Source organism: Alkalicaulis satelles, from assembly GCF_008630495.1.
Taxonomy (GTDB): Bacteria; Pseudomonadota; Alphaproteobacteria; order Caulobacterales; family Maricaulaceae; genus Oceanicaulis; species Oceanicaulis satelles.
In genome coordinates this window covers 1,097,555-1,117,069 of the sequence record NZ_VWOJ01000001.1, presented here as the reverse complement: position 1 = coordinate 1,117,069, position 19,515 = coordinate 1,097,555, and the positions used below count along the sequence as shown (strand labels likewise).

Genomic DNA, 19,515 nt, shown 5'->3' with positions numbered 1-19,515 from the left:
CCGGTGGAGCGGAAGACGCCAGGACTTCCTCCAGACAGGGCGCAGCCAGCCCTTACACACATTCCACTCTCCGCCGGGCGCTTGCAGACCCGTTCGGGGCTAACCTTGGTTTTCCCTCAAGCGATACTGGACGCCTCCCGCAATCCGGCGCTCCACGGGGCTGATCATCATGCTCGCACGTCATCGGTTTTTACTTGCAGCGGTCTTCTTTCCGGCCATGGCTTTGAGCTTGTGGGCGTCTGCGCCTGCAGCGGGCGAGGAATATGACGCATCCAGCGCAGCGCCCCCGCGCCTGTTCGAGCAGGAGCCCAACAACACCCCTGATCAGGCCCGCCGCTTTTCAGGCCACGCCGTGCTCATCGGCGAGGTCTCCGGACGCGATCAGGACGCCTGGATGTGGACGGTGGAGGATGAAGACGCCGATCACCTCTGGTCCATCGAGCTGGCGGCCGAGACAACCGGCCTGGTCCGCTTGGACATTATCGAGCTGTCCTATCACGACCCCGATGCCGTCGCCTCGGCGGTGGAAGGCGGGCTGGTTAGCGCCCTGCCTTCAGGGGACTCAGGCGCCGACCGGCTGATCTCCGGCTCCCAGACCCATCTCACACTGCAAACCCGCCGTGGACAGCCTGTCGTGCGCGAAGGCGAGCTGCTCCTGCCTCCCGGCGATTATCTGATCGGGATGTCAGCCGCCGGCGATGGCGGCGCTTATGAGGTTCACCTCCGGCGCGGACGGCGCGCGGCGCTGACCCCGGCTGACGCACTGGCGCATGATGCAGACGAGGCCATCATCATCACACCCGGCGCCGAGCAAGTCGTGATGATCGAAGACACCGCTGGCGTGTTTGCGCTGGATATCCCCGAAGACCAGGCCGAAGGCCAGCTGTGGCAGGTCTCTGTCATTGGGGGTCTGGGGACGCGCCTGACGGGCGGGTTGAGCGATGCGCAAGGCGCCCGGCTGGCTGCTTGGGTGACCGCCAGCCCGCTGCGCCAGCACTGGCGCAATCTGGCGCTGGAACCTGGCGCCCAGCTGGAGATCCAGGCGCAGGGAAGAGAGGAGCGGGCCGGGCTGATGGCGGTTTCGCTCACCGCCCTGGGCGTGGCCGCGCCGGGCGAGGAGCGCGAGCCCAATGACACGCTTGAGCAGGCCAACTGGACCAATCTTGCCGAGGACGGTTTCGCCGGCGTTCTCGACGGTTCGCGTGATGATGACTACTTCGCCTTCGCGCTGGATGACAGGCACGCTGAAGGCAGCCAGACACTGGTGATCGAGAACCCGGCAGGGGAGGAAATACTCGCCTGCCTTCAGGACTTCGAGCGCCAGCCCATCTGCCGGCGCAGCACCTCGGAACGCTTTGAGTTTGGTCCGCTGCAGCTGGAGGCGGGCGACTACGCCATGAACTTGCGCGCGCCGCGGGCGCAGGCGCGCAGTGTCACGTACGCCGTATCGCTTGAGACCGGCCCCGCCCCGGGCGCCACCTTCGCGCGCCAGCCTAATGATCTTGCCGACTGGGCCGCGCCCATGGAGCCGCGCCGCCCGGTGCGGGCGCAGACCGATATCCGCCGGGCCTTCTGGTTCGAGCTTCATGTCAGCGGCCTGCCGCAGCTCTGGCGCTTCCAGGCCAATGGTGACGCGTTGAGCGGCCTCCATGTGCGCGAGGCGGAGTTTGGCCGCACCGTCGCCTCCAACAGCACCGCACGCCCCTCGTCCGGCGGCATGCGCCTTGACCGCCTTACTCTCCTGCCTGGCCGTTATCTGATCGAGGTGAGGTCGGACGCCGACTTCATGTTGCGCGCCATCCCGATGGGCCAGCCTGAACCGGGTTGGGAGGTGGAACCCAATGACGACGCCCTGACGGCCAATGTGCTGACCCTTGGCGAGCGCATGCAGGGCAATTTCCACAGCGGCGATGTCGACATGTTCACTTTCTCCACCCACGGGTGGAGCCAGGTCAGCCTCCAGCTGGACCCGCCCGCCGACGCCGCGGTGCAGGTGCGTCTCCTCCACCAGGGGCGGGAAATCGGCCAGAGCGAATTCATCTCCGGCGAGTCCATCAAAATGAGCAGCCTTTTGCCGGCGGGTGATTATCATGTCGCGCTGCGCGGGCGCACGCCAAGCGAGCTGGAATACGCGCTGACGGTGGATATCGGCGCGCCATGGTCAGCGCCGGACGGGGCGGTCGTCGCGGACCGCGCACCGCTCGCCCAGCCCCTGCCCCATGACGGGCGGGTGGCGCTGCACACCGATACGCTGGCCCGGCGCCGTGCCTCGCACTGGGTCGCCCTTCCGGTCGCGGATGAGGACCGGGAGGTCTCCGCCCGCATTGACGGAGGATCTGTAACCGCTTTCGCGATGCTCAACGCAAATCTTGAGCTTCAATCGGAAGGTGGCGGCAGGGAGCAGGCGCCGGTGAGCGCAACCGTGCCCGCAGGCGAAGCCTGGCTGATCCATGCCACAGGCATGAGCAGAGAGCCCGTCATCATTGTGGACGACCCGGCCCTGAGTGAACCGGATGACAGCTGGCGGGCATCGCTGTCCGGCGCCCACACGCTCGCTGCGTGGCGGCCCGAGCGCCAGCGCGTGACGGCGGAGCTGGAAATCGTCAATACCGGCGATGAACCGGCCCTGCCCGATCTCGCGATCGCCGCCAGCCGGGCTGATGCGCGCCTTGCCTACGACCTGCCTGAAACTCCGCTGGAGGCGGGCGGGAGCGTCGTGATCGCTGTGGATGTGGACATGCCCGCCTGGCTTCCTGCAGGAGAACCCATCGCCCTGTGGGCGCGTGCGGGCGCCGCAAGCGCCGAACTGCGCCTGACGGCCGATCCCGACGCCGAGCCGGTCGGCGGCCATTACACCCGCATCGACGAGGATCTCGCCGGACTGGTCAACCTGGCTTGGGATGCGCTGGGCGCGCGGTTCACCGCAGATACGGCGCCGAGAGAGCGCGCCTTCCACCTGATCAACAACACGGTCGGCGGGGACACGGGCCTGCGCTGGTATGGCCCGATGGGTGAGGCCTTGCCGGTGATCGAGCTGGCAGGCGGTGGCGGGGACATTCACGCGCTGGTTTTCGACCAGACCTCATCGCTCTCTGGCGAGCAGCGCTGGCGGCGGGTCCGCGTGGAGGCTTCCGCCGATGGCCGGGATTTTCAGCCTCTGATGACGACGGAGCTGGATGTCGGCGACGGCCAGCAGGTGTTCAGGCTGGATACGCCCGTCACCGCCACCCACCTGCGCGTGACGCCGCTGAGTGACTGGGGGCAGACCGTCAGGGCCGGAGAAAGCGCCAGCAGACGGTCCGGCACGGGCGTTATCATGGCGCTGGGCATGCCGGGCGAAGGTCACACCCCCAATCTGCTGCAGCCGGAACTGGGCGGGCATGTGGTCTGGACCGACGGCGCCCAGCGCGTTGGGCGCTCCCTCCTGCATGGCGCCCTGCAACGCGCCTCGGGATCGCCGCTGCACCATCAGAGGGAGCAGCAACGGCAGGGCCGGGGGCGTGATATTGTCGCCGGTTTCCATCAACAGCGGCTGGCGCGGCTGGAGACCCTGGAGTGGCGCACCGGTCAGAGCCAGTCGGCCAACGGCCCGCAAAGCGTGCCGGTGAGCGTGTCCAGCACAAGCCCGCTTGGGCCCTGGACCCAGAAAGGTGTGATCGAGCTGTCCGGCGGCGAAGGCCGTCTGGTGTTCGATGAGCCTGTGATGACGCGCTATGTCCGCTTTGAATTTGAGGCCGCAGACCGGCGCTTCACCGTGCCTGAGCATGTCGCCGCCTATGAGGCGGAGGGTCTTGAGTCGCGCCGCTCCATTCTCGGCCATTGGGGCTGGTACACCCATGACGGTCCCGAAGAACCCGAGCCGCAGCCCTTCGAAGGCGAGGTGGACACCGCCTCGTCTGCGTCATCGCCCCTGCCGCTGGGCGATGGCCGCCGGGGCCGGCTGGAGGCTGTGGGCGATGTGCGCGCTTACACCGTCACCGTGCCCGATGGCGAGAACACGCTTGAGATCGCGCTGAACGAGAGTGTGAGTGATCGTGCTGCGGTCCGTCTGACCGGGCCGGAGGGCGAGATTGAGATCGTATGGGAACACGAGGCGGACCACCGCCGCGGCGCGGCCATCGGCCTTGCGCCCGGCGAATACCGGATCGAGCTGGAAGAGCCGGTGCGCTCCATATTCATCGTCTGGGATGGGTCGGGCAGCCTGATTGATCACCGGCCCGCCATTTTCCGGGCCTTCGCCGAGTTCGCCGACGGCCTGATCCCGGAGCAGGAAGTCGCCAATATCGTCCCGATCGGCTTTCCGCCCCTGATCGATGGCTGGGCCGAGCATGGCGTGCAACTCAGTCAGGCGCTCGCCGCCGTGGATATCAATTCCCCGCGCTTCTCGCGTGATAACGCCACCTCGGACGCCGAAACCGGTCTTATGGTCGCTGCACGGCGGCTCGACGGGCGTGAGGGAGAGCGCGCCATCATACTGATCGCTGATGCCGAGCTTTTGACTCCGCACCGGACCGATCTTTGGCCCATGCTGGAGCGCGTACGTCCGCGAATATTCTCCCTCGGCATGAATCCTGGCGACTATGGCTCCGACACCGCCAAGCTTTTGCATGAGCGCGACCTGATCATGAACTGGGCCATGGCTGCGGGCGGCCGCTACAGCTACAGCGCCAGCACCGCCGCCCTGCTGCGCAATCTCGAAGCGGCCATGCACGAGATCCGCCAGCCGACCGAGTTCCTGATCTCGGCCGAAACCGGCTGGACCGATCCGCCCGAACCTGGGTCGCTTGCGGTGGTCAGCGGCGATGAACCGGCTGTTGCGGGATCGGTGGTCCATATGATCTTCGACGCATCAGGCTCCATGCTCCGGCGCATGACCGGCGGGCGGCGCATCGAGGTCGCGCGCACGGTGGCGCGCGACGTTATCGCCGAGCGCATTCCTGCTGACGTGCCGGTGGCGCTCAGAGCCTTTGGCCATACTGCGCCGGGCAGCTGCGAGACCGAACTGCTGGTCGCTCCTGCCGCCGGCAATCACGCCGATGTGCTGGCCGCTGTCGAGGGCATCCAGGCGATCAATCTGGCCCGTACGCCGCTGGCGGCGTCGCTGGCTGCTGTTTCCAGCGATCTCCAGAACTTCCAGGGCGAGCGTCAGCTGGTGGTGATGTTCACCGACGGAGAAGAGACCTGCGAGGGCGATGTGGAGGCTGAACTCGAACGCCTGCTGGAAACGGGCGTGGACGTGCGGATGAACATTGTCGGCTTTCATATCGACCAGGCCAATCTGCGCGATGAATTCGAGCGGCTGGCTGATATGGGCGGCGGTGTGTATTTCGACACCCGCGACGGCGATGGCCTGTCACAGGCGCTGGCCCGGGCGCTGGCCGCCGAATTCACCGTGCGCGACGCTGCCGGGGCGCTGGTCGCCCGGGGGCGTGTGGATGAGGACGAGATTGAGCTCGAAGCCGGGCGCTACATCCTCCAGATCGACGGCCGGGAAGACCGGGAGATCGTCATCGAGCCCCAGACCCTGACAGTCGTCACACCTTGAACAGGCGCGTCTGCGCCATCCTTCCGCACTCACCGCCATGGCTGTGGCGGCCTGTCAGGCCTGGCCTGCCGCCCGGCTCTAACAGGACATCTCAGGAGATCTGCAATGATACAAGGATACACCTCCCTCCATGCCGCCAGTGCGCTGGCGCTCGGCCTTTGCCTGTTCGCGGGCGCCGCCAGCGCCCAGTCCCAGGGCGTGACCAGAGCCGGCTCGGTCTCTGGCGTGATCGGGGACATGGCCTATGAGGGCAGCATCCCGATGCCCAATCCCCCCAATGCCGATCTGTTCGATGGCGCGCATTACACGGTCGCGATGCAAGGGGCTAATCTCGCCTTGCAGATCAAGATTCTGGCGATTGGTCAGAATGAGACGATCCGCAACAGCCCGACGGGCTATTATGGCGACAATGCCGTCCAGCTCGACCTTGTGTTCGAGTTCACCCAGGACGGCCGGGACGCCATATCAGCGGACAATATCGTGTCGTCGTCCGTGACCTTTATTGAAACATGGCCGAGCCACGTGCCTTCGCCGGCGCTGCAATACCAGACCCTGTTCTCCCAGCCGGCGGTGTCCATAGACACGTTCAACTGGACCCGGGACGGCATCGAGATTTCAGGCAGCGTGTCCGGCGAGGCGTGCCTCTATGTCTACGACATCGACCAGCGCGGCAACCGCGTGAACTCGCAGGCGCGGGTGATGGGCGAAACCTTCTGCCCCCAGATCAATCTCGATTTCTCGGCCCTGGCGACCGAAGAGCATATGTAACCGCCAGCACAATGGCTCACCCCCGGGCCCGGCCTTTTCAGGGCCGGACGCTTTGCCGGCGCGTTCGCGCACAGGAGACCTTGATGAACCGCCCATGCATACAGATGAGCCTGCAAACAAGCCTGATCGCAGCCTGCCTGGTTGCCGGAACAGCGCAGGCCCGCTCGCCCGGCGTGAGCCTGACGCCACAAGCCTTCATCGAGATTAGCTGGGAGAATGTGAACGCCTCCCGCTATGAGGTGCGGGCTGGTTCATCGCGGCTTATGTCGGCCTCCCGGCTGAGCTATCTGCATCTCAGCGACGTTCCGCCGGAGAATTTGAGCGTTTATGCCATCCGGTTTGAAGGCGACGGCGATACAGAGCCGTTCCGCGAAGTGCGCGAGCCGATAGACTTCATGGCTGAAACCACCGAGCGCTATGTGATTGACTGGGATCCGCAGGTCTACACCCGTCCGTTCGTCGGCGTGAGGGCCGCCTATGCCGGCCCAGCGCAAGACCGCGGCACACGCATCCGCGCCGCTCAGCAGCGCCCTTTCATTCTGCCCCAGCGGCCCGCGTGGATTTATCAGGTGGTCTTCGGCCAGGGACTGGCCGGTGAGGAGGGCCGCTACACCGCGCCCTTCGACGCTGGGCCTGACGGATTTAACGGTCTCGGGCCATACACGGACCTGACCCCGCCGGACGCCGGAGAGGCCAGGCCCTGAGTGTGATCACAGCGCCGTTCAGGGGCAGCGGCCCTCAAAACGGACCTCCATCTGATCCTCGCGAATGGGCGGAAACACGGCGGCGGCGCCCGCCGCGCTGAGCACGCCGTCATCACTCCAGCGGCGAATGTCCGGGGCGGCGTCGCTGTCCTCGGGACCGCGATGCACCCACTGGCTGTTGTCATATGTCACCGACAAGGAGTGCATGCCCGGCCAGCGCATCAGCATGATGGAAACCGACTGCCCGTCCGGCGTTTCACCCGAAGCGCTGGCTGTTTCGGTATCCACCCCGCATCCGCTCACCGTCATGGGAATCGCTTGGCCGTCCAGCCACAGCGTGCCGGTTCCAGCGGGCGCATCAGGCGCAGTCAGCATCAGGGCCAGGGCGGAAATAAGCATGGCGTCGTCCTTGTTTTGATGGGTTGGCCGCAGGGCGGCAAAGTCAGAGGCAGGCTACCAGCAGTCGCGGCGTTCGAACAAATCCATGAGATGGTCACGCCGGTCATAGGCCACATCTGTGCGCCAGGCGCCGCCATCGCTCGGCTGGCGTTGCGCAGAACCGCCTGCGCCCAGCACACGGCGCGCATCGCCCAGAACGCCGCTGGTTTCGTAATTGCGGGTATGGCGGGCCGCTGTCTGGCCAGCGTCAAGCACCTGGTCGGCATCCACACCGGCGCCCGCCGGGCGGGTCCCGGTTTCCTGCTCGATGAACACGTCAATATGGCCGATCTCGGCTTCCAGGGCGTCGCAGCTCAGTGCGGCATCCCGGGGCAGAACCGGGGCCAGCCAAGGTCCTGCGCCCGGCTGATCAATCTCGTCCAGCGCCGCAGCGCAGTCTCTGTTCTGGTACAGCCCCATCAGATGATCACGCCGCTCAAAGGCCACACGGTCAGGGTCCGGGCCTTGATTGCGGGCGCGCTGGTTGCGCGGCGGGTTGCCGCCGAAAATGCGTTGCGCATCACGCATCATGCCGCTCGCCTGGCGATTGCCGGTGCGCCGCGCCGCCACCTCGGCGGCCGCAGCGCCCTGGCGCGCGTCCACGCCGCCGCCGCCCGGGCCGTCACGATGGCTTGCACGCCACCGGTCGATCTCGCCGATCTCGGTCTCCAGGGCGTCGCAGCTCAGGCTCCGGTCCCGCGGCTCCCTGGCGTGCTGCCAGGGCCCGGACTGGGCCGCCGCCATGGCGGGCGTCAGGACAAGGGCGGCCAGCCCCAGGGCGGTGGCGAGGACTGTGTTCAGCCAGGTCATAATCGGATGTCTCCCGGGCAGAGATGCAAACGGTTGAAGTCTCTCAAACCCAGCAAACCGGCCTTGCGCAACAGGCGCCAGACCCGGACGGGTCTAGCTGGGCGTTGCATTCAGGCCCCATCGTGGGAATGCTCAAAAACATCAGCCCCTCAGATTCCTGCTCTGGAGAACGCCATGTCCATGCCGGCCGCCTTGCCCCGCCACAAAACCCTGTTGCTGGCCGCCCTTCCGGGCCTTGCACTGGCCGCTGCGCCGGCGCTTGCGGATGATGTGAGCGGATCCCTGGATGGCGAGCCGCGCCAGTGGCATGTGCTGCAGGGCGAGGACAGCAAGACGGTCAATTTCCGCCAGGATTCGCCCGGGTTCTACTCGGTGACCGTCCAGGCCCACCGCAATCCGCGCTATGAAGTCGAGGGCAGCGTTTCGATCACCTTCTCCCTGATGGGCGAGGAAGTGCTGGACGCCACCGCCATGTATTTTCCAGAGGCGCGCATGACGCCGCACTTCACCGATGAAAGCGCGCTCGAAGGCCTGGTGCTGGAGCGCGTCGAGCTTGATGGCGGCCAGCCCCGGATCACCGGCCGCTATGAAGGCGTTCTGGGCTACCGGGCGTCCATGTTCCGCGAGCCCGACCCCGCCAATACGGTCTCGCTGGTGGTCGAATTTGACGTGACCCCCTCGCGCGAGGACTAGGCGCGCCTTCACAGAGGCTGAAACCCGTTCGGGTCTGTGCGCAGCCCTCGGGCTTGGCGATCATGACCCGGTTATCCGCGCGTGGGAGGTTTGAATGCGAGCGTGTTTTATCAAGGTGCTGGCGTTGAGCTTCGCTCTGGCGGCGCCCGCCGCCATGGCCGCTGCACACGATGATCGGGAGCGGCGCGAGGAGACGCTGCGCGATGTGATCGGTCAGGCGCACGCAGCGGCCGATCGCATGGCCTCCCTGCGTCCGGCGGTCGAGGATGATGCTTTCGACATCCTGCCTGCTGTGGAGCGGCTCGATTTCGACGGCCACGAGATCGCCAGCTTCGTCACCGCACAGGTGCGTTATGAACCCTATGACGGCATTCTGCGCGGCGCCCAGGCGACCCTGTCGGCAAAGGCGGGCAATGCGATCGATCAGAGCCTCCTGCTCATAACCTTGCTGGACATGGCCGGTTATGACGCCCAGATCCTGCGCACCGACGAGACGGGCGGCGAGCTGGGCAGGCTTCTGGCACACGAAGCAACGCGCGAGCGTGGCCCTGCTCGTGCTATCGCCGATACGCAGCGGCTGGAAGACGCACTGATCGCTGTGATGGGCAGCCGGGCGGACCGCGCGGCCGCGCGCTCGGCCGCCAATGCCCTGGGTCCGGGCGAAGCTGGCGCGCTGGACGAGGCCGTCACACAGACCGCTGAACGTCTGAGTGATCTGATCACCCAGCCTGGCGCCCGGATCAGTTCAGGCGATTATTTCTGGGTGCGTTACCGCCTGGGCCCGGGCATGTCCTGGACCGAGGCCCACCCCGCACTGTCCGGCGAAGCGCCCGAGGGACTTGAGCCGCAGGAGGTGATCACCGGAACGGCGCCGGATGACTGGCTTCACTATGTCGAGATTTCGCTTTCGGCGGAAATTCTCGAAAATGGCCGACTGGGCCAGCACTCTCTCATGACGCCCTGGCGCCAGCCGGTGGCGGCCCTGTTTGACCGCCCCGTCAGCCTGTCCATGTTCGGGGATATCAGCGCGCTCAGCGAAAACCAGGCCGGCACGCTCTTTATGCCCACCCTCAACGGGGACACGCCCCCTGGCGCGCACGCCGTCACCCTGCGCGGCGCGATCATTGACGCCGGCATATTGCAAATGGACTCAAGCGGCATGGCGGGCGTGTTCAGCACGCTGGGCGATCTCTTGCAGGACAGCAGCGACCTGGCGAGCCGCGGCCCGGAAGACCAGCCCACGCGCGCACTGACCGGCATCATCCTGACGGTAAGCTGGACACAGCCATCCGGCGAGACGCGCACCGAGGAGCGCTGGCTGATCGACCGGCTCGCCAACCGGCATGCAAGCGGCGAGGCGCCGCGCCTGGACCTGTCCAAGAGCCTGCGCTGGCTGGCGCACCGGATGAATTTCCGCCGCGATTTGTTGATCAGCGCGGGCGGCGCCCACTCGGCTCACCGGCTGGCGGCCGCGCTTGAAGCGGAAACGGCGCGTCTGCGCTATGGCGCGCACCTGCTCGAACTGACCGACGCGGCGACCGGCGAGCTGCGCATGAATGAGGCCCAGCCCTTCAGCGAAACCCATCTGCCCTTCCTGATGAACCTGCAAACCGTGATTGATCAGGACATCCGCAACCCGGCCGGACGCCATGTCTATCGCGACGGGCCTCTTGTGCTCTCCCTGCACCGTGCCTGGGATGAGCAGGATGATCAGAACGTGGCCTATATCGACATCCTCATGAATCCATGGGCGGGCGCCGCGCTGGACGGGGACAGTCTGGTGAGCTGGCCGGCCGGAGCGCTGGCGCGCGGGGTGCTGGACACGCAGGCCGAGCTGGATTTCGGCCTTGGCGAGCCGGGTTCGGACTATTTCGGCGCGCTGGAGCGCAGCCGCGACCTGACCATCGCCAGACGCTCGAGCGATGTGGCGCACTGGCCCCAGGACGCCCGCCTGGCCGCCGAAGCCGATCTGGCTGAAGGCTTCGCCCTGGTCATGCTCCAGGCTGAGACAGCGCAAGGCGTCCCCCTATGGTGGCGGGTCCGCGCGGATGGCGGCGAGGTGCTCGGACGCAATGCGCTGGGTGGCCAATCCACCACCGAATACATCGTGGCCTACGCCAGCGGCGCCTGGGCCCTGTTCAGCTTCAGCCGCGACACCAAGGCCTGCATGGACGGCTATGATGCGGACCAGGGGCTGGGCTGCTGCCTGCTCTACACCGTCGTCTATCATAGCGCGTCTGCAGGCATAGGGGCGGGCGCCCAGGCCGGATTGCGCGCCGGCGCCGCCCATACGGCAGGCAGCATTAATCAGGTCACCCATGTAGGCGCTCTCGACCTTGTGTCGTTCCTCAGCGTGGAAGCGGGCTTTAACATGGGGGGCCGGTTTGCGAACGAAGTTCTCCCCAGCCTGACACGCGAAGGACGCTGCGGCCCCCCCACGCGCAATCAGTAACTGAGCTGATTGGCTTGGCTATTGCGCTGACCGGCATGCGAGGCTTCAGAGCGCCGTGCGTGGCCGGGGACTTCACGCGCAGAGCCTTGACCAAGCTCATCCCCCCGGAAAGGAAGGCGAACACGCTCTACTCATGTACGGCGGCCTGGATCACAGGGATGGGTCAGTGCGTATGAGCTGTTCCGATTCCGTTTTCCGTGACACATAATAGATAATAAATTCAATATGTTATATATTTCGCGGCATGTTCCATAAATCCCAGCCTCACCGCCACGGCCCAGCCGCGCAGTGAGCGGTTTGATCCGTGTGCAGGCCTTCAGGCGATCCGCCCCGCCTGGCATGATATCTTCAAGGTCAAATGTCATGTGGCGCCGGTCCCATGGCGCTATCCGCCACCATATCAGGGCGTGCCCAGAGCATGCGGAAAGCCCTTCGTGTTCGCATCACAGGACTCTGAGCCATGACCGGCCGTATCGCCATTATCGGGGCCGGGCCTGCGGGCCTTATCGCGGCGGAGCGTCTGGCGGAGCAGGGGTTCGGCGTTGATGTTTATGAGCGCATGCCCAGCGTGGCGCGCAAATTCCTGATGGCGGGGCGGGGCGGGCTGAACCTGACCCACTCTGAACCCCTGGAGCCCTTTCTGGACCGCTATGGCGCGCAGCGTGACTGGCTGGGGCCGGCCATCCGCGCCTTTGCGCCGTCTGACCTCATCGCCTGGTGCGAGGGCCTGGGGCAGGCGGTGTTCACCGGCTCCAGCGGGCGGGTGTTTCCCAAAAGCATGAAGGCCTCGCCGCTCTTGCGCGCGTGGCTGGCGAGGCTCGATGCGCTGGGCGTCAGCATCCATTTGCGCCACGCCTGGCGTGGCTTTGATGAGGCGGGCCGGTTCCTGATGGCCGGGCCGGACGGTCAGGAGCGCGTGCTGGAGGCCGATGCGGTGATCCTGGCGCTGGGCGGGGCGAGCTGGCCGCGTCTGGGGTCAAGGGGCGAATGGACCGGCTGGCTGGCGGCGCGCGGCGTCGCGATCACACCCTTCGCGCCAGCCAATGCCGGATTTGATGCGCGCTGGTCGTGCGTGATGCGTGAGCGCTTCGCCGGCGCGCCGCTCAAGGCCGCCCGCTTCAGCCATGAAGGCCGGTCGGTGCGCGGCGAAGCCATGATCGCGGCCTATGGCCTGGAAGGGGGCGCGATCTATGCCTTGAGCGCGGGCTTGCGCGACGCTATCGGGCGGGACGGCGCGGCGGTGCTGACGCTTGATCTGGCGCCTGACATGTCCGAGGCCGCCCTGGCGGCGCGGCTCAAGGCGGCCAGGCCGGGCCAGTCCCTGTCCAGCACGCTGCGCAAACAGGCCCGGCTCTCGCCGCTGTCAGCTGCGCTGGTGCGCGAAGCGGGTGAAGCACCGCGCACGCCACTAGAGCTGGCGGCGCGCATCAAGGCCTTGCCCCTTACGCTGCACGCCATGCAGGGCCTCGACCGGGCAATCTCGAGCGCCGGGGGCGTGGCGCGCGAGTCCGTGGATGGGCGCTTCATGCTGAAGGCCCTGCCTGGCGTGTTCGCTGCCGGAGAAATGCTCGACTGGGAAGCGCCCACTGGCGGTTATCTCCTGCAGGCGAGCTTCGCTTCCGGCGCTGCGGCGGCAAGGGGCGCGGCCGCTTGGCTTGACCGGTCCTGACAGCGCGCCGGGGGGCGCGGCCATGAAATCATTTACCCCGGTCTCATTCACCTCTTGACGGGAAAACCTCCGGTCAGGCTTACTCCGGTCAGCCGATCCCTGAAGCGCTGGCGGCCTGAGCGGGGCGGATGACATGCTGGACGCCGCCTGAACCCTGTTGAGTCAAACCGGACCCTTTTTCCGGCCTTCAGCCGGCGGTGATGCGGTCAACAGGACAAGGTTTCTGAAGGATCGGGAGTTTATGGTTCCGTGAATACAAAAACGCCGCTTTCCATCATCGCCGCTGACGCCCGTATTGTGGGCGCCGTGACCTCCACGGGTGAAGTCCAGGTAGAGGGCAGGGTGGAGGGTGAATTGCGCGCCGAGGCGCTGGTGATCAGCCGGGAAGGCCGTGTCAAAGGGACGGTTCATGCCGGATCGGCCGTCATTCACGGCTGCGCCGAAGACACGCTCTATGTGCGCGAACTCAGGCTCATGCCGGGAAGCCGTCTGGTTGGCGATGTGAACTATCAGACGCTGATGATTGAAGGCGGCGCCATTCTTGACGGGCTTTGCCGCCCCCAGGCCCGGACGGCCCCTGCGGGCTCAATATCCCAAATGGACGGGTCAAAGCGCCCGGACAGCGCGCAGACCTCAAACAATCCTCCACAATGGCCCTTCAGGTAAAGCCCGGGAGGGGGGAAGGCAGGCTTGGGCAGGGGCCCTTGCGCCTATTTGCGCATGGCTTTGATGTCTTCGGCGATCCAGCGGAAAAAGCCGCCATGTTCGATAAACACTGATACGATATTGGCGTCCTCGGCCTCAAAATGGAATGCGCCGCGCAAGCCTCTGGAAAACGTCAGGGCCGGGGCTATGCGAACATTGTTATTGTAAAAATTGTCACGGATCACGAGCGCTTCATTGTCGCTGAACACCTGATTGGGCACGAGCGTGATGCGCGCCCGGTTCTCCCGGATGTCAGCCAGGCGGTTCGCCGCCTCTTTGAGTTCGGGAAGATAGGTGCGCGTCGCCATGATATCCGCATCCGATACGGCCACGGGCACGAAGATCAGATCCGGCTGGATAACGGGCATCAGGGTGACGGACGGAAATCCGGCAGGGGTGTCCACGAACAGAACATCATTGTTCCGGCGCAGCGTTTCGATGGCGGCGCGCACGCTCTCCAGATCGGCGTTCGGGCCTTCCCAGTCATGATCGCCCATATAGACGTGCTGGACGCCCGAGGCGCCGAACCGGCGCGCGGCGTTATAGGTCGTGCGCAACCGGTCGAAATCGATAACGCAGACCCGCAGGTCATATTTCGCCGCAAAGTAAATTGCGCTGAGGAAGGCCAGGGTGCTTTTCCCCACGCCCCCCTTGGCATTGGCGAACAGGACGGTGATGCAGCTCATCTGCGTTCAACCCCCTAGCCTTGTATCTGCCCTAGCCGGTCTGAGAATTGCTCTCGCCGCCATTATTCGGGGTGTCGGGATTATGCTCGTTTTTTGAGGTGGTGTCTGCCTCACGCGAGGTCTTTGAAATGGCGGAGCGAAGATTGGAGAGGGAGGATGCGCCTTCGCTGCGATTGCTGCGGTCCTGGGTGTTGATCTGACCGATCAGCTGAGCGCCCTCATGGGCTTCCAGCGAGCCGTACGTGATCTGGCCCTCGATTCGCCCGCCGCCGCGTATGGTCAGCTTGCCGGACAGGACCAGCGTGTCCTGAACGCTTCCCATGATGTCAGCGGTCTCGCTGGTAATATCGCCGGAGACATGGCCCTTCTCGCCAACAATCAGGTGAATGGCGCGCAGCTTGCCGCTGAAGTGCCCGTCAATGCGCGCAGCTCCGTCGACTTCAAGCGAAGCGCCCTCGACGGCGCACTTTTCGCCCATAAAGAAAGCAAGGTCTTCGCTGCCTTCAAGGGGGCTGACTTTGGCGGACTTGGGGGACGTAGAAGCGTTACTCATCACGGGCCTCGCATTACCGGAAATGATCAGGAATGAACCCTCTACCAGCACCGTATTGCGCGCAAGATCAAGGCCCAACTCACAAACAAATGGCCATGAGGGTGTAAATCAGCGCCAAGGGCGGCGCGATCCAGGTTCGGTCCAGGGCGGGGCGGGCAGGTTCCTTGCGGGCTTTGGACAAGGCGAGCGCCGAATGGGCGCTTCAGGCTTGAAGATCTGGCCGGACGTGTTGGCAGCCGGTTGGCCTGGCCGGACCTGGCAGCCCAAACCGGCCAGAGCGGGCGAAACAGGAGCTGTTCGCGTTTGTCTGGCGCCGCCCAGTATCCTGGCGAAAGCGCTCCACCGGTCCGGCTCCGGCCCGGTTTTGCAGGTCTTCAAGGAGAGTCTGCGGCAGATGACGCAGCCTTCCGAACGCAAGCCGCGGGAGGGCAACATTCACTCCGGGCAAGCTCAGACCGGGGGGAATTTATCACATACGCAAGTGACCCCTCCGCCGATGGAATCTGGCGAAAGCTTTGCTCAGATGCGGTCGGGAAGGGGGTGGCGCTCCCATTATCACTTTTATTATCATACCAACTATGACAATCTCCGCTCAACGGCGGCCTGGATCGCCGAACTTTCAGTCAGGGGAGACCATCATGAAAGTATCTCGCTATCTCATCGGAGCAGGGCTGGCGGCGTTGATCGTCGCCATTGACGGCGCCGAGGCGCTGGCCCAGCAGCTGGACACGGTCACCGTCACCGCCCAGCGCCGAGAACAGGCGGTCACGGACGTGCCGATCGCCATTACCGTGCTGGAGGGCCAGACGCTTAACGAGTTGAGCATCGCCACGCTGGACGATCTTCAGCTGACGGTTCCGAACTTCCAGGTCACCCAGACCGGTATCGGCACGCAAATGTTTATCCGCGGCGTGGGCACCGGCAATGATCCGGCTTTCGAGCAATCCGTGGCCCAGTTCATTGACGGGGTCAGCTATGGCCGCGCCCAGCTGATTCGCGCGCCCTTCTTCGACCTGGAGCGGGTTGAAGTGCTGCGCGGGCCCCAGTCCGTGCTGTTCGGAAAGAACACCGTGGCGGGCGCGCTGAGCCTGATCACTGCAGCGCCCACCCGCGAGACCACAGGCTATGTCACCGCGACCTGGATGCCCGAGTTCGGCGACCGGCAGGTGGATGCGGCGGTTTCCGGCCCGTTGTCAGAACAGCTGATGGGGCGCCTGGCGGTGCGCTATTACGAGACTGACGGGTTCGTCTCCAATCCCAACAAGGGCCGCGATGAGCCGAGCCGGGAGCAATTCGCCATCCGCGGCTCGCTCCTGTTCGAGCCCAATGACCGTTTCGACGCGACGCTGAAGCTGGAGCATAACCGGTTCGATTCACGCGGGCGCGAGATCGAAGTGGTGCGCGACGTGAACACCCAGACCCTTCCCAATGGCGTCCCGCTGACCTTCGCCAATGCGCTGACCGGGGCCGGGCTGCCTGGTGCGATCACCAATAGCGAGTTCAACTTCACCCGCGACGCAGATTCCGATGAGTTCGCCGACAACACGCTGTTCAACGCCACTTTGACGGCCAATTACGATCTGGGCTTCGGCACGCTCACCTCGGTGACCGGCTATCTCGACTATAGCCGCGACGAGCTGGCTGATCTCGATTTCACCAACTACTTCATCCTCACGGGGCTATTGTCAGAGGACTATGACCAGTTCACCCAGGAGGTCCGGGTGGTCTCCCGGCAGGACCAGCGTCTGCGCTGGATCGCGGGCGGGTTTTATCAGTCCTCGACACTGACCAATAACGACATCACCGGCTTTGGCCCGGATATCACCAATCTGGGCTTCGCGCCGCTGGCCAATGTCGGACTGGAGCGCCGCTACAAGACGGATTCGACCGCCTTCGCGCTGTTTGGCGAGCTGACCTACGACCTGACCGACCGGCTGCGCCTGATTGGCGGTCTGCGCTGGACCACCGAAGACAAGGACGCCACCCGTCAGATCGCGGCCACGACAAACCCGCTGGGCTTTGACGCGCCTCTGGTCACCGATCCGGTGGTTCTGGCGACCATCCAGGCCGGCCTGGGCGTCGAGCTGAACAATCCGGGCGGCGGATCAGGCCATGATCTCAGCCAGTCGCGCTCGGAAAGCCGTTTGACGCCGTCCGTGACCGTGGAATTCGACGCCACTGACGACGTGATGATCTTCGCCTCTTACAAGGAGGGCTTCAAAGGCGGCGGCTTCGACGTGCGCGGCAACCGCACGGCCTTTTTCGAGTTCGCCGACGAGACCGTGCGCACCTATGAGGCGGGCTTGCGTTCGGACCTGATGGCGGGACGCGCCCAGTTCAACGCCACGGCCTATTTCTCACAATACTCCAACCTGCAGATCAGCCAGTTCGATGGCACGATCGGTTTCAATGTGGGCAATGCGGGCAAGACGGAGATCTCCGGCTTCGATATTGACGGCCGGATCGCGCTGACCAACGAGCTCTCGCTGGCCGCAGGGGTGTCATATCTCGACTTTGAATACACCGACTTCCGCCGCGGCAATTGCGCCTTCCAGGAGACGCCGGACGGGGACATCGTCGATGGCGTCCAGCTATGCGACTACACAGGCCGCCGCGGCCGGTTCACCCCCGAATGGACGGGTTTCGCCAGGCTGTCCTATGACCGGCCTGTCACCGACACCATCGACTTCTCCAGTGTGCTCAACGTGGCCTATACGGGCAGCCACAACATCCACGACAATCTGGACCCGCTGGGCAATGTGGACGGCTACACCATGGTCGATCTCAGGGCCGGTTTCGGAACCGAGCGCTGGGAAGTGGCCTTGCTGGCCCGCAACCTTCTGGATGAAAAAGTGCTGACCTTCGCTGCGAACGTCCCGTTCGCCAGCTCGGTGGGCGCGAACACGCAGTACGCTGTGCCCCTGCGTCCGCGCGTTGTGGGCGTGCAGGCCTCGCTGCGCTTCTAGTTTCCAACAGGAAGACTGAATTGGCCCCCGCTCCTTCCGGAGCGGGGGCTTGCCTTGTCAGTCCATGGACGGCCGGTTGATCAGATCGCTTGCGTAATCGGGCAGCTTGGCGGTTCCGGCCACCTGGCCATCAATCAGGGCGCGGTCGAAATAATCGCGCCAGCCGGTAATCAGGCCGTCGGGTGCGAAATCCACAATGCCTGCATAAGGCACGAGCACGCGCTGGCCGTCCGGACCGTCAAAATCTTCTGCAGCCTCGTAAAACAGCCGGTCTTCGGTCTCTGCATGGGTGAAAAGGCGAAGACGGCTATTGGACGAGACCTGACCATAGGCTTTCAAAAAGGCGATGGATTCCTCACGCCCGATGGCGGGCGGCTTGGTGGTGGCGGAAAAATGCCAGACCACATCCGGCGACAGGCGCGCCGCCACGGCGTCGAGATCGCCGCGCTTCCAGTCGGCGACCAGGTCGAGAAAACTTTGAAGATGGCTCATGAGGCGTCTCCGGTTTGCAGGCGTGTCTTGAGGGCGGCGGCGCCGGTTTCCAGCTTGGCGCGGATATCGGCGTCGCTGGCCAGCGGCGTACGGGTTCGCTTGAAGGCGTGGGCCGGGCGGGGCGCGCGGTCGAACCACAGCGCGCCGGCCTGGGGCGCAGGGCGCGCGCTGATCAGCCACAGGGCGGTATCTGCGCCCTGGTCTTCATTGCGCAGGATCGATTTGAGGACCTTGCGGAATTTCGGCAGCGAACGCTTGACGCCGTCAGTGTCCACCCATCCTGGATGCATGGTCCAGGCGGCGTAGCCGCGCGCGGCCCAGCCGTCTGACAGCACCAGCTGGGCGCGCTTGTGGGTCGCGTAGGCGGCGAAGCCGTTATATCCTTCGGGCTTCTGCTCCATGTAAACGAGGTTCTGGGGCGCATTATACATGCCGCCCGAGGCCATATTGACCACGCAGCCTCCAGGCTTGAGCGCGCCGGACGCCATCAGCGCCTCTGTCAGGATGAAGGGGTTGAGGATATTGACCGCATACATCGCGTCGATACCCTCGCCCGTGGCCTCATGGGCATGATTGAGCACGCCCACATTATTGATAAGCGCATCAACACCGCCAGGCCGGGCTGCGAGCATATCGGCAAGCGCCAAAGTGTCGGAGGCGAGCGACAGGTCCGCCTTGAGCGGTTCGACCCGTCCAGCCAGGCCTTTGGCTTGCGCCACCAGATCCGCCAGCTTGCTGTCACTGCGCCCGGCCGCCAGCGCTATACCGCCGCTTCTCGCCACGCCCAGCGCCATGGCCGCGCCGATGCCGCCCGTGGCGCCGGTGATCAGGACCGTGCGCCCTTCCAGACCGTCATATTGCTCGGGAATGTTCAGCCCCTTGAGCATGAACCCGAGCCGCGAGAACGGGATTAGGAATCGGCCATAGAAATTGATTGTTTTTGACAGACTCACGGGCGGCTCCTCTGTGTGATGTCAGAGCCTGAAACTAGACCGCCCATGTCGCTTGCACAACCATACCCAATTGAGCCACCA

At 65.0% G+C, this 19,515-nt stretch carries 14 protein-coding genes; 8 read left to right on the top strand and 6 right to left on the bottom strand.

The genetic code is table 11. The features are described 5' to 3' along the window. Positions 1-169: 169 nt before the first annotated feature. From F1654_RS05400 to F1654_RS05390, 3 genes are all read left to right on the top strand, one after another. Positions 170-5,545, top strand: a complete 5,376-nt coding sequence (locus F1654_RS05400; RefSeq protein WP_150022446.1) for a VWA domain-containing protein — start codon at positions 170-172, stop codon at positions 5,543-5,545. Positions 5,546-5,650: 105 nt separating this feature from the next. Continuing rightward, a complete protein-coding gene (locus tag F1654_RS05395; RefSeq protein WP_150022445.1) occupies positions 5,651-6,313 on the top strand; it encodes a hypothetical protein in 663 nt (220 codons plus the stop codon). 83 nt (positions 6,314-6,396) lie between these two features. After that, positions 6,397-7,017, top strand: a complete 621-nt coding sequence (locus F1654_RS05390; RefSeq protein WP_150022444.1) for a hypothetical protein — start codon at positions 6,397-6,399, stop codon at positions 7,015-7,017. Between the two features lie 18 nt (positions 7,018-7,035). Here F1654_RS05390 and F1654_RS05385 read toward each other — a convergent pair whose 3' ends face one another. Both F1654_RS05385 and F1654_RS05380 read right to left on the bottom strand, forming a co-directional pair. Further along, entirely contained in the window at positions 7,036-7,416 is a 381-nt protein-coding gene (locus F1654_RS05385) for a hypothetical protein (protein ID WP_150022443.1), read from the bottom strand. Positions 7,417-7,470: 54 nt separating this feature from the next. Continuing rightward, positions 7,471-8,265, bottom strand: coding sequence for a hypothetical protein (locus F1654_RS05380; protein WP_150022442.1), 795 nt, complete (start codon positions 8,263-8,265; stop codon positions 7,471-7,473). Positions 8,266-8,439: 174 nt separating this feature from the next. Between F1654_RS05380 and F1654_RS05375 the strand changes: the two genes are divergently transcribed. The 4 genes from F1654_RS05375 to F1654_RS05360 all read left to right on the top strand — a co-directional run bounded on the left by F1654_RS05375 (position 8,440) and on the right by F1654_RS05360 (position 13,745). Next, positions 8,440-8,958 (top strand): hypothetical protein, encoded by a 519-nt coding sequence (locus tag F1654_RS05375; RefSeq protein WP_150022441.1) that lies wholly within the window; start codon positions 8,440-8,442, stop codon positions 8,956-8,958. A 94-nt stretch (positions 8,959-9,052) separates the two neighbouring features. After that, the gene (locus tag F1654_RS05370) at positions 9,053-11,410 is read left to right on the top strand and encodes a hypothetical protein (RefSeq protein ID WP_150022440.1); all 2,358 of its coding nucleotides are present in this window, start codon (positions 9,053-9,055) and stop codon (positions 11,408-11,410) included. 460 nt (positions 11,411-11,870) lie between these two features. Further along, the gene (locus F1654_RS05365; protein ID WP_150022439.1) at positions 11,871-13,079 is read left to right on the top strand and encodes a TIGR03862 family flavoprotein; all 1,209 of its coding nucleotides are present in this window, start codon (positions 11,871-11,873) and stop codon (positions 13,077-13,079) included. A 249-nt stretch (positions 13,080-13,328) separates the two neighbouring features. Then, the gene (locus tag F1654_RS05360; RefSeq protein ID WP_150022438.1) at positions 13,329-13,745 is read left to right on the top strand and encodes a bactofilin family protein; all 417 of its coding nucleotides are present in this window, start codon (positions 13,329-13,331) and stop codon (positions 13,743-13,745) included. Positions 13,746-13,789: 44 nt separating this feature from the next. Here F1654_RS05360 and F1654_RS05355 read toward each other — a convergent pair whose 3' ends face one another. Together F1654_RS05355 and F1654_RS05350 are read right to left on the bottom strand one after the other, a co-directional pair. Continuing rightward, positions 13,790-14,470 (bottom strand): ParA family protein, encoded by a 681-nt coding sequence (locus tag F1654_RS05355; protein WP_150022437.1) that lies wholly within the window; start codon positions 14,468-14,470, stop codon positions 13,790-13,792. 31 nt (positions 14,471-14,501) lie between these two features. Then, complete coding sequence (locus tag F1654_RS05350; protein WP_233205136.1) at positions 14,502-14,948, bottom strand: bactofilin family protein; 447 nt, start codon at positions 14,946-14,948, stop codon at positions 14,502-14,504. A 713-nt stretch (positions 14,949-15,661) separates the two neighbouring features. Here F1654_RS05350 and F1654_RS05345 point away from each other — a divergent pair. Beyond that, positions 15,662-17,989: a TonB-dependent receptor gene (locus tag F1654_RS05345; RefSeq protein WP_199200461.1), complete on the top strand. Its 2,328-nt coding sequence runs from the start codon at positions 15,662-15,664 to the stop codon at positions 17,987-17,989. A 57-nt stretch (positions 17,990-18,046) separates the two neighbouring features. Here the strand turns inward: F1654_RS05345 and F1654_RS05340 are convergent, their stop codons facing one another. Beyond that, complete coding sequence (locus F1654_RS05340; RefSeq protein WP_150022434.1) at positions 18,047-18,481, bottom strand: nuclear transport factor 2 family protein; 435 nt, start codon at positions 18,479-18,481, stop codon at positions 18,047-18,049. Continuing rightward, on the bottom strand, positions 18,478-19,434 hold the full coding sequence (locus tag F1654_RS05335; protein ID WP_150022433.1) for an SDR family NAD(P)-dependent oxidoreductase: 957 nt from the start codon (positions 19,432-19,434) through the stop codon (positions 18,478-18,480). The genes F1654_RS05340 and F1654_RS05335 overlap by 4 nt, the downstream gene beginning before the upstream one ends. Positions 19,435-19,515 lie beyond the last annotated feature (81 nt).